This is a genomic window from Marinifilum sp., from assembly GCF_965230805.1.
Classification (GTDB): Bacteria; Bacteroidota; Bacteroidia; order Bacteroidales; family Marinifilaceae; genus Marinifilum.
Genome location: NZ_OZ246019.1, coordinates 436,247 through 450,819, shown reverse-complemented (window position 1 = coordinate 450,819; position 14,573 = coordinate 436,247). Strand labels below are relative to the sequence as shown.

Annotated in this window: 11 protein-coding genes; 5 read left to right on the top strand and 6 right to left on the bottom strand. The window is 36.9% G+C overall.

Annotated elements, in window-relative coordinates; translation table 11 throughout:
- Positions 1–110: 110 nt before the first annotated feature.
- Together ACO05S_RS01795 and ACO05S_RS01790 are read left to right on the top strand one after the other, a co-directional pair.
- Complete coding sequence (locus tag ACO05S_RS01795) at positions 111–2,546, top strand: DUF5916 domain-containing protein (protein WP_421919835.1); 2,436 nt, start codon at positions 111–113, stop codon at positions 2,544–2,546.
- 198 nt (positions 2,547–2,744) lie between these two features.
- Entirely contained in the window at positions 2,745–3,206 is a 462-nt protein-coding gene (locus ACO05S_RS01790) for a DUF4293 domain-containing protein (protein ID WP_421919834.1), read from the top strand.
- Positions 3,207–3,262: 56 nt separating this feature from the next.
- Here ACO05S_RS01790 and ACO05S_RS01785 read toward each other — a convergent pair whose 3' ends face one another.
- Positions 3,263–3,856 (bottom strand): flavin reductase family protein, encoded by a 594-nt coding sequence (locus tag ACO05S_RS01785; protein ID WP_421919833.1) that lies wholly within the window; start codon positions 3,854–3,856, stop codon positions 3,263–3,265.
- Positions 3,857–4,185: 329 nt separating this feature from the next.
- Between ACO05S_RS01785 and ACO05S_RS01780 the strand changes: the two genes are divergently transcribed.
- The gene (locus tag ACO05S_RS01780) at positions 4,186–4,476 is read left to right on the top strand and encodes a tetratricopeptide repeat protein (RefSeq protein ID WP_421919832.1); all 291 of its coding nucleotides are present in this window, start codon (positions 4,186–4,188) and stop codon (positions 4,474–4,476) included.
- Positions 4,477–4,753: 277 nt separating this feature from the next.
- Here the strand turns inward: ACO05S_RS01780 and ACO05S_RS01775 are convergent, their stop codons facing one another.
- The 3 genes from ACO05S_RS01775 to ACO05S_RS01765 form a co-directional block, all read right to left on the bottom strand.
- Positions 4,754–5,782 carry a hypothetical protein gene (locus ACO05S_RS01775; RefSeq protein ID WP_421919831.1) on the bottom strand — a complete coding sequence of 343 codons (1,029 nt, stop codon included), beginning with the start codon at positions 5,780–5,782 and terminating at the stop codon, positions 4,754–4,756.
- A 307-nt stretch (positions 5,783–6,089) separates the two neighbouring features.
- Entirely contained in the window at positions 6,090–6,962 is an 873-nt protein-coding gene (locus ACO05S_RS01770) for a KilA-N domain-containing protein (RefSeq protein WP_421919830.1), read from the bottom strand.
- Between the two features lie 887 nt (positions 6,963–7,849).
- The gene (locus ACO05S_RS01765) at positions 7,850–8,410 is read right to left on the bottom strand and encodes a GNAT family N-acetyltransferase (RefSeq protein ID WP_421919829.1); all 561 of its coding nucleotides are present in this window, start codon (positions 8,408–8,410) and stop codon (positions 7,850–7,852) included.
- Positions 8,411–9,174: 764 nt separating this feature from the next.
- Here ACO05S_RS01765 and ltrA (ACO05S_RS01760) point away from each other — a divergent pair.
- Positions 9,175–10,491, top strand: a complete 1,317-nt coding sequence (ltrA, locus tag ACO05S_RS01760) for a group II intron reverse transcriptase/maturase (RefSeq protein WP_421919828.1) — start codon at positions 9,175–9,177, stop codon at positions 10,489–10,491.
- 115 nt (positions 10,492–10,606) lie between these two features.
- Here ltrA (ACO05S_RS01760) and ACO05S_RS01755 read toward each other — a convergent pair whose 3' ends face one another.
- Positions 10,607–11,017, bottom strand: a complete 411-nt coding sequence (locus ACO05S_RS01755; RefSeq protein ID WP_421919827.1) for a hypothetical protein — start codon at positions 11,015–11,017, stop codon at positions 10,607–10,609.
- A gap of 694 nt (positions 11,018–11,711) precedes the next feature.
- Between ACO05S_RS01755 and ltrA (ACO05S_RS01750) the strand changes: the two genes are divergently transcribed.
- Positions 11,712–13,028, top strand: coding sequence for a group II intron reverse transcriptase/maturase (gene ltrA / locus ACO05S_RS01750; RefSeq protein ID WP_421919826.1), 1,317 nt, complete (start codon positions 11,712–11,714; stop codon positions 13,026–13,028).
- A gap of 57 nt (positions 13,029–13,085) precedes the next feature.
- Here ltrA (ACO05S_RS01750) and ACO05S_RS01745 read toward each other — a convergent pair whose 3' ends face one another.
- Positions 13,086–13,967, bottom strand: coding sequence for a hypothetical protein (locus tag ACO05S_RS01745; RefSeq protein ID WP_421919825.1), 882 nt, complete (start codon positions 13,965–13,967; stop codon positions 13,086–13,088).
- Positions 13,968–14,573 lie beyond the last annotated feature (606 nt).

Below are 14,573 nucleotides of genomic sequence, written 5' to 3'. Positions count from 1 at the left end.
AAATGGACTGATTTACAACATTTAAATTTTCTTGGCATGTTGTATGATAAGGAGATGTTGGGCAACAAATTAAAATAGAGCTATCGGAACCATTATTACTAAACCAAACTATGAATAGATTACCCCTACTAATTTTATTATTATTGTTAACTATTATGGCATTGCCTGGATACAGTGTTAATCTTAAAAAGAAGGAAATTCGTTCAGTGCGTGTAACGAATAGGCCTATTATCGACGGTAAACTCGATGATGAGATTTGGAAAGGTGTGCCTGTCGCAACTGATTTTGTTCAGCATGAACCAGATAACGGAGGTCCCACTAATTATAAAACAGAAGTAAAATTTGCATACACCGACGATGCACTATTTGTTGGTGTAATGATGTACGATTCGGATCCTGATAGCATTTTTAATGAACTTAGTAAAAGAGATGAATTGAACAATGCTGATTTTATATTGGTGTTGATTGATCCATTTAACAATGGTTTGGATGCATTTGAGTTTGCAATTACTCCGGCAGGAGTGCAGTGGGATGCTAAAGTGGTAAATAACCAAGAAGATTCAAGTTGGGATGGAGTTTGGAAAAGTGCTACCACTATTAATGGAACAGGATGGAGTGCTGAATTTGAAATACCTTATTCGGCTCTTCGATTCCCAAAGAAAGATGTTCAGGTTTGGGGATTGAATGTAATTAGAAACATACAGAAAGTACGTGAAAAGATAACCTGGAATTTTATCGATAGGGAAGAGAATGGTTGGATTAACCAGAGTGGAGTATTAAAAGGAATAAAGAATGTAAATCCTCCGGTTCGTTTATCTTTTACACCCTATTTTTCAACTTATATCGAGAAATCTTCTGATGAATCGAAATGGGAAAATAAATATCGAGGTGGTTTGGATTTAAAATATGGTATCAACGAGAGCTATACTTTAGACATGATGCTGATTCCCGATTTTGGACAAGTACAATCTGATGATGAAATTTTGAACCTATCTCCATTCGAAACCAAGTTTGATGAGAAGCGGCAGTTTTTTACTGAAGCAACTGAGCTCTTTAATCGTGGGAATATTTTTTATTCAAGAAGAATTGGGGGAAGACCAATGAATAAATGGATGGCTTCTGATGATTTGGGAGTCAATGAGATTGTAACAGAAAATCCAGTTGAATCTAAAATAATTAATGCAAGTAAAGTATCAGGCAGAAATTTGAATGGTTTGGGAATTGGCGCATTAAATGCGATGACTAGAAATACCTATGCCACTATTAAGGATACGCTTACCGGAGATTCGAGAAAAGTAAAAACGCAAGCTTTTACCAATTATAATATGTTGGTACTTGATAAGAGTTTAAAGAACGAATCTTATTTGAGTTTCTTTAATACAAACCGGTATGTTCCAGAGATAGATTATATGGCAAATGTTACTGGAACCGAATTTGTTTTCAAAAATGGAAAAAGAACTCATCGATTGGTTGGGAAGGGAATATTTTCTAAAAGAATGATTGATGATGGAGATGATCAGAATGGTCACTATCATGAACTTGAATTTGGTAAAATAAGCGGCAAGTTTACCTGGGATTTTTACCATCGTATGATATCTGGTGATTACAATCCGAATGATATGGGATTCTTATCTCGTAACAATCAAATCAATAACAATTTGAATTTTTACTATTCAAACCATGAGCCAAAAGGAATCATACTGGAGCGCAGTGCAAAAGTTAGTTTTCATCACGAATCGAGATATGAGCCCAAGCGATATGCGCGATTTACAATTTTCTATAACACTCGTGTAATGTTTAAAGATCATACAGCAGTAGGTATTTATGGTAATTTTAGGCCTCTTCATCAATATGATTATAATGAGCCTAGAGTTGCAGGAATGAGCTTGAGAAAAGGATCTTCAGCATTTATAGGCGGATGGTTTTCATCTGATTATCGAAGAGAATTTGCCATTGATATAAGTGGAGATTATGGGAAGAGATTATCAACGGATGAATTAAAAACATTCTCTCTCGAAATTGAACCAAGATATCGCTTTAGCGATCGTTTTACTATGGATTATAAGTTAGAATGGGATAGATCGCTTAATGAATTGGGTTATGCTAGTAGGGAGGAAAATGATGGTTTATATACGGTGTTTATTGGGGAGCGAAATACATCCTATTTGGAAAATAGACTAAGAGCCAATTTTATTTTCAACAATAAAAGTTCTTTGTCTTTTCGTGCCCGACATTATTGGGCTAAGGCTGAGTATGAGGACTTTTATACCCTAAAGAACAATGGAAGGGTGGCTGATTCTGATTATAAGGAGAATCATGACGTGAATTTCAATAGCTTTAATATTGATATGGTATACTCCTGGAGGTTTGCTCCGGGTAGTGAATTGGCTTTGGTTTGGAAAAATTCCATTTTTGATAGTGATGAGAAAGTGGCTCATCGATTTGTAAATAACTTAAAGAACACATTTGATGCGACACAATTTAATAGCGTGTCGCTGAGGGTGCTATATTATATCGACTACGTGTCGTTAAAGAGAAAAGGTTAATGGTAAACCTACTTAAATTTTACGGAACCTAACTTGCCGTAGAAGCTTATGAATATGGTTTTGAAGAGTTTTAGGGGAATTCTTTTTAGTCGAGGATTAAGTGTATTAGTTAGTATTAAGTAATGATGGTTAAAAGCAGCAAATGAAAATTTGCTGCTTTTGTTATTAAAATTAAATTTGTACAAAAATTATATAAGTATGATACAAAGAATACAAACTTTATACTTGCTGGGAAGCGCAGTTTTAATCGGACTCATGTTCTTTTTTCCGTTGGCGCACTTGAAAGATCCTTCGGGTCAAACCCTTGAGTTTTTATACAGGGGAATTCCATCAATTGAAGAGGGTGCACCTTCATTATTTGTAGCTTATCCGATTGCATTTTTATTATCTTTAATCATTTTAATTGGTTTGATAAGCATTTTCTTATACAAAAAGAGGATGATTCAGATTCGTTTAACCATTTTTAATATGATCTGCATGTTGGGATCGACGGGATTGATTTATTACAGCATTAACAGTCAGCTTAAAGAATTAGATGCGATTGCTAATTACAGTGTAATCAATGTATTTCCATTGGTTGCCTTAATTTTAAGTTATCTTGCTTTAAGAAATATTGGAAAAGATGAAGCGATGATTCGATCTTTAGATAGAATTCGATAAACGGAAAATGCAGATAATATGAAATAGAAATACCGGCTTAAAAGGCCGGTATTTTGTTATTTCTTCTTTTTGTTTTCCCTTGTCTTCTTTTTCATTACCGAATGACCAAACTGACCAATCAGTTTTCCCAACTCAAAGTAATATCCATGCGAATAAGCAATAGGACGTGCTTTGCTAAGCAAAAACTTTCCTGTTTTGGGATTGATAAATCTTTCATCGGCCTGAACATTTACCACTTCGGCAATAAACATGTCGTGCGACCCCAATTCTACAATATTCTTAAGCTTGCACTCAATGCTTAATGGCGATTCCTCGATAATGGGAGCCGCTATTTCTCTTGATGGAGCGGGAGTAAGCTTCATTTCTTCGAACTTGTTGAATTCTTTGCCCGATTTTACACCACACCAATCAGTAGCAAATGCTAAATCTTTTGTTGTTAGGTTGATTACAAATTCGCCTGATTCTTTAATGATATGGTGGGAGTGTCTGTTTTTTCGTATTGATATGTAACACATGGCAGGATCGCTGCAAATGGTTCCTGTCCAAGCAATGGTAATGATATTATAATCTTCAGGTTTCGATCCGCAACTAACCATTACTGCTGGTATGGGATAAACCATGGTTCCGGGTTTCCAATGTTGTTTTGTCATTGTTGTTTTGCTTGATTTTAGATTTGACCTGTAAACTTACAAAATAGATCCGATAGTGCAATTGAGACTTGATGATGAACCGATCGAAATTGAGAGGCTGGTAGATATAATCAATAGATTATAAATTTATTCAATGTGCCATCAGGCTTTTAAGAGAAGCTATGCCACTATAAACCTTCGATTAAAATAATCATTGCCTTGTATGTTTAATAATTGTTTTAATCATGCTCGTTTGATTGTAAAACCGATATAATCGGGATGATATGCTTTGATTGATAAAGGCTATTGTATACATTTGCGCCAAAGAAAGTGTGGTAAATGATTGGAATATGAGCAAGGAATTGGAAAATTTAATGGTGGAAGCTGCAAATTTGGCCCAGGCTGAAAAAATTGATGCAGCAATTGCAAAATACAAATCGGTTTTGGTATTTGAACCAAATCATGTTGAGGCTCAATTTCAAATTGGCGAGCTCTATCACCGAACGGGAAAACTAACTGATGCATTAAGTGCGTATTTGCTAACAACCGACCTTGATCCCCATCACAAAAAAGCCAATGTTAAAATAGAGATGATAAAATCTATCATGAATTTCTTTAATCCGGATTTGTATAATCCTTGATTCAAACTCAACACAGAAAAGAGACTGTCAAAAAAAAGTAAGGTTTTAGGAGTAGAACAGGGTCAAGCCTATGCATGGTCTCGTTCTGGAATGGGAGGTTGGGCAATTGCTCAAAGTCCAATACTTGGAACTATAATTACCCTTGATCGATTGAAGAAGCGAGACTACGAATCAATGCTTGACATTTACAAGAAAATTTCCCGCAATTTAACGAACCGCTGTATATGAGATCTTTAGGAGAAGTCGGTGGGAGAGGTGTTCTGGTGAGGTTTTTAGCTTACTGGTCATCTAGTCGATTACCAAATGTATTTTTTCTTAATTTTTCAATTATCTCTTTGTTTGCAATATTTTCGATTGAGTTATTACCTTTTTTAAACTCATTTATTTGATTTTTTAATTCATTATCTTGATCATATGTCCTTGAAATGATCGCGTCAATTTCATGTGCGAAATCCCATTTTAATTGCAATGTATTATTGAGCTTATCAATTTTTAAAACTTCACAATGTATTACATCCCCATTTTTTAAATTCTTTATGGCGTTTTTGATTAATTGCTTTTTTGTAGGATAGATTGATGACTTTGGCGGTAATGTTGCATTGTATTTTCCATTTACTAAATAATCCGTTTTGTCACTATTGCTTTTGACAACCTTTACAGGTAAAATATCCCCAATCAATTTTTCAACTTCTCCGTTAAGCCATTCTTTTGAAACGCTGTTGTCACCAAAAAGAAGTTGTTCTTTATTGTTACTCCCCAAAAAGAATGATTCAATTGTATCACCGATTTGTAAAACTTCAAATATTTCGACTGGAGCAAAATTTGATTTATGAACCATTCCAACAATTGATCCGCAGTTCCAGTTGAAATGAAAGCCAATATCTATAAATACTCCATATTTTGTTTTGTTGATTATTATCCCCTTATATTTATCTCTTTCATTTAATCCGTATTTTTTGAACTGAGCAACCTCTCCATCCAGGATGATTGTCAGTGGCTTTTTACGGAATTGATGTGTTTTCGCAAAGAAGACCTTTCCTTTTATTGAAGGATAAACAGCACTCCAATAATTATGGTTTCCATATTTCCAAGGCATATGGTTAAATGAAATAAAGCCAAATAATCCAGCAACTTTAACTTCAAATCCTTTTCTGCGTATTTCCGTTATTTTAAATGGTATATTTTCTCCCTTTTCAGCTAACTTTTCAAAATTTGCAATGAGTTTTGATAAAAAAAATTTCTCTTTTCGAAAATTGAATAATCTTTCCAATTCAATTTTTATGTTATTCCATTTTATGATTTTCATTGCGCTATTTTCTTAATTCTCAATATTTTTTGGTAAAGTTCAGTATCTATTTTTCCTTACCAAGCCTATGCATGGTCTCGTTCTCGCATGGGAGGTTGGGCAATTGCTCAAAGTCCAATACTTGGAACTACAATGACCCTTGATCGATTGAAGAAGCGGGGCTGCGAATCAATGCTTGACATTTACAAGAAAATTTCCCCACAACTTAACGAACCGCTGTATACGAGACCCGTACGTACATTGGTGTGAGAGGTTCTCCGCTAGGCTAATGGCCAAGCGGCTGCCTACTCGATTGCTGTTTCGTTGTTTATTCCAATTTCTTCTTGTTCTCAATATAAATGTCTTCTGATACTTTTTTCAAAGCTTTCATAAAATCCTTTTCATCAAGTGATTTTAATTGTACTTGAACAATGTCTCTTAATTGTTCAAATCTTTCTCGCTTATCAATCTGATTGCGAATTAGAATCGAATTGAGATTCTCAAGGTTTGCTAAAACTACCAATTCATTTATGCTAGCAAAATCACGAATATTCATTCCTTTTTTTGCCTTAACAGGATTCACATCTCGCCAATCTTTCGCAGTGCATTTGAATAACGCAACATTCAACAAATCTGCTTCTTCTGCATAAATTAACCATTCTTTATCCTTGTCGTAGTTTTTCTCAGGTAATATGCAATCTTTTATTGCATCAGTATGAATTTGGTAGTTTGTTTTAGTTAGAATCCGTTTAACATTCCATTCAAGATTATACTGATTACTCTCAATTTCTTTTAATCGCTGATATTCCTTAATCAACAATAGCTTAAACATCGGGCTAATCCATGAACCAAACTCAAATGCTAAATCCTTGTGAGCATAAGTCCCTCCGTATCTCCCGGACTTTGAAATAATTCCAATTGCATTTGTAGCTTTAATCCACTTTTTAGGAGTCAAATTGAAATTATTGAGTCCTGCTTGTTTTCTAAAGGTGTCGAATTCGACATGTTTAAAATTCGGATTATTTAAAGATTCCCATAATCCAATGAACTCTACTGTATTGCGATTTCTCATCCAGTTACGAATATGGTCAGAACCTTCCTCATCTCGAACCATATCAGTCAAGTTAATATAGTCTTGCGCATCTTGTTTAACTATTGAAATCAGCTTATTTTCAACTTCTATCTGAGATTTACTTGTCATGTTGTTTAATCGAATTAACGTTTGTACAAATATACAATTCTGATCCAACTTATATTATTTGTACTACATTATGCGATGAACGGCAACCTTGAGTGTATTATTTCGTAAGGGATTGCGGACTTCAAACCTATCAACTTACCACCCAAAAATGATGCGGGTGATACCCTTTGAGAATCTCTGAAACCCTTATGCATTATACACATTGTGTGTGCCCTGCATGAGCAAGAGCACACTTATCTGTAAGCTCTTGAAAAAGTTTAAATATGCAAATATTTAGTAAAAAGAGCTAACAATAAGTATGTTAATTTTCCAGAGGGTGTAAGTCCCTTATGTGCCGAGGTGACTCTGGGAAGCATTAGTAAGTCGCAAGGTGGTTTACCGTGAGGTATGCACTGAAGGAAGCGAGACTACAAAATCCGGTACTGACGAACAGGAACCTGATATGAGGCTATGAGCTTGGATAAGGCAGCACATCATGTCGACGTCCTAACTCTTTTTTTAGAGAAACACCAAAGTAGTAGATCAGGCAGGAATTGGAGGAAGGAAAATGCTCTTACCGGGGGATATCTCAGGAACTACGGGTTAGTTGTACTGAGAAGTCAGCAGAAGCCATAGTAGTTACGGGAAATGAGCCACAAATAGAAACTGTGGAGGTCTCACAAAGTAGCGAAGGGCTGAACGTTAGGTTGTCTTAAATTCAATAAGGAAGCTCTCATTTATTTGAGTCTAGCCTTATTCTAAAATCGGGCAAAGGTGTTGTTGGTGTAAAGAGCGATGACACTGATACCTAACGAACCGCCGTATACGAGACCCGTACGTACGGTGGTGTGAGAGGTGTACCAGTGGGCTGTTAGCTCACTGGCCATCTACTCGATTGTACACCGTATTTATTTTAGTTTTTTTCTCATCACATAATAATTATCATACTCCTTGTGCATTAGAAATTCGTTTCTTTTATATAATTCCATAGGACCTTTGAAATTATTTTCACCCGATTTTCCTTTTCTCGGATATGCTTCAAGATAATCATAGTCTGTATTCGAATAATCCTCAATGACTCTTTCAAGAAGCTTTTGAGAAATCCCCTTTCTTCTGTAATCAGGGTGGATTAAAAAACAAACAACTGAGCAAACTTTATCATTTGGATTATCGATCAAATCAAAATCTCTTAATAATCGTTGATAATTTAATCTATTGTTTGCATTACACCATCCAATCGGTTTACCATTCTCAAAAACCAAATAACCTTGTAGCTCGTTCTCATCTATGCGATTAATTATCAATGAGCGACTCATATCACGTGTACAAGTTTCGACATCTCCGAGGAAATGATAGTCATTACAATAACATTTTGACCATTCAGGGTTTTCTTTATGAATCATATTATCAAAAAGAGACAAGTAATCGTCTTTTAAATCTTTGGTCAATGGTCTAATTTCAACATTCATTTTTTTCGTCTTTTTTATGGTGTACAACGTTATTGTAAGCGTAGTGCGAACTTAAAGCTTTCTACGTTTACGGTTTACTAAGTAGCGAATTTAATTTTTAAACACCTTTAATACAAATTTCATTTCGTTAAGAAATTAAATTTGCGGGGCTACTTAAACCCACAGCCCTTTCATACTCCACGTTTGCTCGCATTACGTTTACAAATTGTGTGTGCCCTGCATGAGCAAGAGCACACTTATTTGTAAGCTCTTGAAAAAGTTTAAATATGCAAATATTTGATCAAACGAGCTAACAATAAGTATGTTGATTTTCCAGAGGGTGCAAGTCCCTTATGTGCCGAGGTGACTCTGGGAAGCATTAGTAAGTCGCAAGGTGGTTTACCGTGAGGTATGCACTGAAGGAAGCGAGACTACAAAATCCGGTACTGACGAACAGGAACCTGATATGAGGCTATGAGGTTGGATAAGGCAGCACATCATGTCGACGTCCTAACTCTTTTTTAGAGAAACACCAAAGTAGTAGATCAGGCAGGAATTGGAGGAAGGAAAATGCTCTTACCGGGGGATATCTCAGGAACTACGGGTTAGTTGTACTGAGAAGTCAGCAGATACCATATTAGCTATTGGTAACGAGCCATGAATAGAAACCATGGAGGTCTCACAAAATAGTGAAGGGTTGAACGTTAAGTTGTTCCAAATGTTGCAAGGAAGCTTTCTTATGATTCTAGCCTTGCATTAAGCGGAACAGGGAAAAAGTAATTAAAATGATTGAGCAAATACTAACAGGCAAGAACTTATTACGAGCCATGTACGGGGTTCAAAAGAACCACGGTTCTGCAGGTGTTGATCATATGCCTGTAACCAAACTTACAGACCTCATGTCGATTAATCGGGATGAGCTGACTGAAAAGGTTCGTACAGGAAAGTATTTGCCCCATGCGATTTTAGGTGTGGAGATTCCAAAAGGGAACGGAAAGATGCGCTTATTGGGTATTCCGACCGTAACCGATCGTTTGCTTCAGCAAGCGGTATTGCAGATAATCACGGCAAAATTCGAGTTTGAATTCTCAGACAATAGTTTTGGATTTCGACCAAAGCGAAGTCTGCATCAGGCAGTCATGAAAGCACAGGGATATATTAACGATGGCTTTCAGCATATTGTAGATATCGACCTGCAAACTTTCTTTGATGAAGTGGATCACTGCTACCTATTGCAGTTACTTTATCGAAAGATAAAATGCAGAGAAACAATGCGCCTGATTCGTAAATGGCTGCGAGCCCCGATTTTAATTGAAGGCAAACTGGTCAAACGAAGAAAAGGAGTACCACAAGGTAGTCCACTAAGTCCTCTTTTGTCCAATATCATGTTGCATGAACTGGACAGAGAACTGGAACTCCAGAACTTACGCTTTGTACGCTATGCGGATGATTTTAGCATTTATTTTAAAACAAAATCGCAAGCCCGACAAGTTGGGAATTCGATTTACAAGTTTTTAAGAGACAAGCTAAAATTAAAAATCAACAGGGAAAAGAGTGGAATTCGCCGACCAGTTCACTTCATCCTTTTAGGGTTTGGCTTTGTACCAACCTACAAGAAAGGGGAACGAGGCAAATATCAATTGGTAGTTTCCAAAAAGAGTTGGAAAAACTTAAAGCAAAAGCTAAAAACCATCACCCGCAAAACGACTCCTATGAGTTTTGAAGAACGTATTCAAAAACTGAAAGAATTACAAAGAGGTTGGGTAAACAACTTCCGAATGGCTAGTATGCTGGTTAAACTTCAAGATGTTGATGGATGGGTTCGTAACAGGCTCAGATATTGTATCTGGCATCATTGGAAAAAGCCTGAACGAAAAAGGAAAAACCTGATTCGTTTAGGAATAGAACAGGGTCAAGCCTATGCATGGTCTCGTTCTCGAATGGGAGGTTGGGCAATTGCTCGAAGTCCAATACTTGGAACTACAATTACTCTTGACCGATTGAAGAAGCGTGGCTACGAATCAATGCTTGACATTTACAAGAAAATTTCCCCACAACTTAACGAACCGCTGTATACGAGACCCGTACGTACAGTGGTGTGAGAGGTTCTCCGCTAGGCTAATGGCCTAGCGGCTGCCTACTCGATTGTGGTTTCGTTTTTATTTTTGATCTTATCACTTTTTCAAATTATTCTAAGTGATATCTCATAGTAGAATATTACTTGTCCCAATTTTCAATGTCTTTTAAATTTATTTCATATTCAGACTTCTTTCCTTCGGCAAGAAACACCTTCTCAAAAATTACCAAGTCTCCTTCAAATCTTAATGGCTTTATAAATCCTTTTTCCGCTTTTGAAATTCTTGCAAAACGTCTTTTTTCAAGATCGACAATTGTCAAGCTTGTAATCGGACCTTTTTGATAACTAGTAGTTAACCACTCTTCTAAAGCAAGATATTTTGATTCGGGATGCCACTTAAATTCAAATCCAAAGATTCTTTTGGAGATCACCTTCCCGTCTAGTTGTAGTTTATAATAAGCTGGGCCAAACCTAATTTCACTCTCATATATGAATTCAAATATGTGTTTATTATCTGGCGACTTATATGTTTTTTTATTCTCTTGTTCCATCTTGTCTTAATGAACCACAACGGTGAGTATAAGAATAGTAGCCGACTGCGTGGCACTTTCCTGTCAAGTTACAAGAAGGTTGAAGCGGGCTACAACCCTTGAATTTACTAATATTTCGGCTATTATTATTATACATTGTGTGTGCCCTGCATGAGCAAGAGCACACTTATTTGTAAGCTCTTGAAAAAGTTTAAATATGCAAATATTTAGTCAAAAGAGCTAACAATAAGTATGTTAATTTTCCAGAGGGTGTAAGTCCCTTATGTGCCGAGGTGACTCTGGGAAGCATTAGTAAGTCGCAAGGTGGTTTACCGTGAGGTATGCACTGAAGGAAGCGAGATTACAAAATCCGGTACTGACGAACAGGAACCTGATATGAGGCTATGAGGTTGGATAAGGCAGCACATCATGTCGACGTCCTAACTCTTTTTTAGAGAAACACCAAAGTAGTAGATCAGGCAGGAATTGGAGGAAGGAAAATGCTCTTACCGGGGGATATCTCAGGAACTACGGGTTAGTTGTACTGAGAAGTCAGCAGATACCATATTAGCTATTGGTAACGAGCCATGAATAGAAACCATGGAGGTCTCACAAAATAGTGAAGGGTTGAACGTTAAGTTGTTCCAAATGTTGCAAGGAAGCTTTCTTATGATTCTAGCCTTGCATTAAGCGGAACAGGGAAAAAGTAATTAAAATGATTGAGCAAATACTAACAGGCAAGAACTTATTACGAGCCATGTACGGGGTTCAAAAGAACCACGGTTCTGCAGGTGTTGATCATATGCCTGTAACCAAACTTACAGACCTCATGTCGATTAATCGGGATGAGCTGACTGAAAAGGTTCGTACAGGAAAGTATTTGCCCCATGCGATTTTAGGTGTGGAGATTCCAAAAGGGAACGGAAAGATGCGCTTATTGGGTATTCCGACCGTAACCGATCGTTTGCTTCAGCAAGCGGTATTGCAGATAATCACGGCAAAATTCGAGTTTGAATTCTCAGACAATAGTTTTGGATTTCGACCAAAGCAAAGTCTGCATCAGGCAGTCATGAAAGCACAGGGATATATTAACGATGGCTTTCAGCATATTGTAGATATCGACCTGCAAACTTTCTTTGATGAAGTGGATCACTGCTACCTATTGCAGTTACTTTATCGAAAGATAAAATGCAGAGAAACAATGCGCCTGATTCGTAAATGGCTGCGAGCCCCGATTTTAATTGAAGGCAAACTGGTCAAACGAAGAAAAGGAGTACCACAAGGTAGTCCACTAAGTCCTCTTTTGTCCAATATCATGTTGCATGAACTGGACAGAGAACTGGAACTCCAGAACTTACGCTTTGTACGCTATGCGGATGATTTTAGCATTTATTTTAAAACAAAATCGCAAGCCCGACAAGTTGGGAATTCGATTTACAAGTTTTTAAGAGACAAGCTAAAATTAAAAATCAACAGGGAAAAGAGTGGAATTCGCCGACCAGTTCACTTCACCCTTTTAGGGTTTGGCTTTGTACCAACCTACAAGAAAGGGGAACGAGGCAAATATCAATTGGTAGTTTCCAAAAAGAGTTGGAAAAACTTAAAGCAAAAGCTAAAAACCATCACCCGCAAAACGACTCCTATGAGTTTTGAAGAACGTATTCAAAAACTTGCTGAGGTTCAAAGAGGTTGGGTAAACAACTTCCGAATGGCTAGTATGCTGGTTAAACTTCAAGATGTTGATGGATGGGTTCGTAACAGGCTCAGATATTGTATCTGGCATCATTGGAAAAAGCCTGAACGAAAAAGGAAAAACCTGATTCGTTTAGGAATAGAACAGGGTCAAGCCTATGCATGGTCTCGTTCTCGAATGGGAGGTTGGGCAATTGCTCGAAGTCCAATACTTGGAACTACAATTACTCTTGACCGATTGAAGAAGCGTGGCTACGAATCAATGCTTGACATTTACAAGAAAATTTCCCCACAACTTAACGAACCGCTGTATACGAGACCCGTACGTACAGTGGTGTGAGAGGTTCTCCGCTAGGCTAATGGCCTAGCGGCTGCCTACTCGATTACCCACTGGCATTTATTCTTCTATCAAGGCAAATTTCTTTTTCACATTTGATGTCATAAAACCAGTTGCTTCTATTCCCATAATTCCGTCATATGAAATCCAACGTCCTTTCTCAATAGAAAATTCTGCAATTGCTTGATGAGTAAATTTCATCATTGTTTTAGTTGGTCCTCCTTTTCCCATAAATGACGGGGAATTAAAAGTTCCATCTACAAACTCAACAATTTCATATTTTAACACTGCAATCGTTTCATTATTTTTTGTTTTTAAGTCTGTCAATGTCACTTTATTTACTTTATATGCAGAATCACATTCAAAATTCTGGTCATTGGCAATCAAATTGATTTCTAACTCCCAAGTATCTCCAATTTCAACTGGTTTTTGTGGAAGTTCAAAAAATAGTGAAATCAAATTCTTTTGGTTAATCTTCACCCAAAAACTATGAATTCCACCTGTTTCGTAAACAGAACCTCTTAACATTACGCCTTGATTCATTGATTGCATCATTTTCATCATTTCCGCCATTTTATCATCAAGTGTGTCAGTCTTAACTTCTTCAATCTTTTCTTTTGGTCTTGTTTGTAATACGATGTCAATTATACCATTTCCTTTATTTGTTAGGTTTGTAACAAAATCAATATTCTTAAAAGATTTGTTTAATTCTTCAAATAATTTTTTGGCTTCATCTGTATTTTCATTTGTACTATCTGATAATGCATCAAATAATCCACCGAAATTAAATTCAACAGTTGATGTGTCAATTTCAGTCATTACTGTTTGGTAACTTAAAGTTTCGTCTGGATTGATTTTCCATTTTAAGTCAACTTTTTCACTTTTCTGTCCAAATGCAGTAATTGCCAAAAGTCCTAATGTTAATGTCAATAGTTTTCTCATATTTCTGTTTCTTTTGCTTGTGGGTAACGGTGGCAATATGCGGAGGCCGGGGTTTCGAAGCTCCAACTTGTCAAACCGTTACAGTTTTGAGTAAATGTACAAAAGTTTAAAACACCCACATCCCCCGGCTTACGTATATTGCGTGTGTGTGCCCTGCATGAGCAAGAGCACACTTATTTGTAAGCTCTTGAAAAAGTTTAAATATGCAAATATTTAGTCAAAAGAGCTAACAATAAGTATGTTAATTTTCCAGAGGGTGTAAGTCCCTTATGTGCCGAGGTGACTCTGGGAAGCATTAGTAAGTCGCAAGGTGGTTTACCGTGAGGTATGCACTGAAGGAAGCGAGACTACAAAATCCGGTACTGACGAACAGGAACCTGATATGAGGCTATGAGCTTGGATAAGGCAGCACATCATGTCGACGTCCTAACTCTTTATTAGAGAAACACCAAAGTAGTAGATCAGGCAGGAATTGGAGGAAGGAAAATGCTCTTACCGGGGGATATCTCAGGAACTACGGGTTAGTTGTACTGAGAAGTCAGCAGATACCATATTAGCTATTGGTAACGAGCCACAAATAGAAACTGTGGAGGTCTCACAATGTAG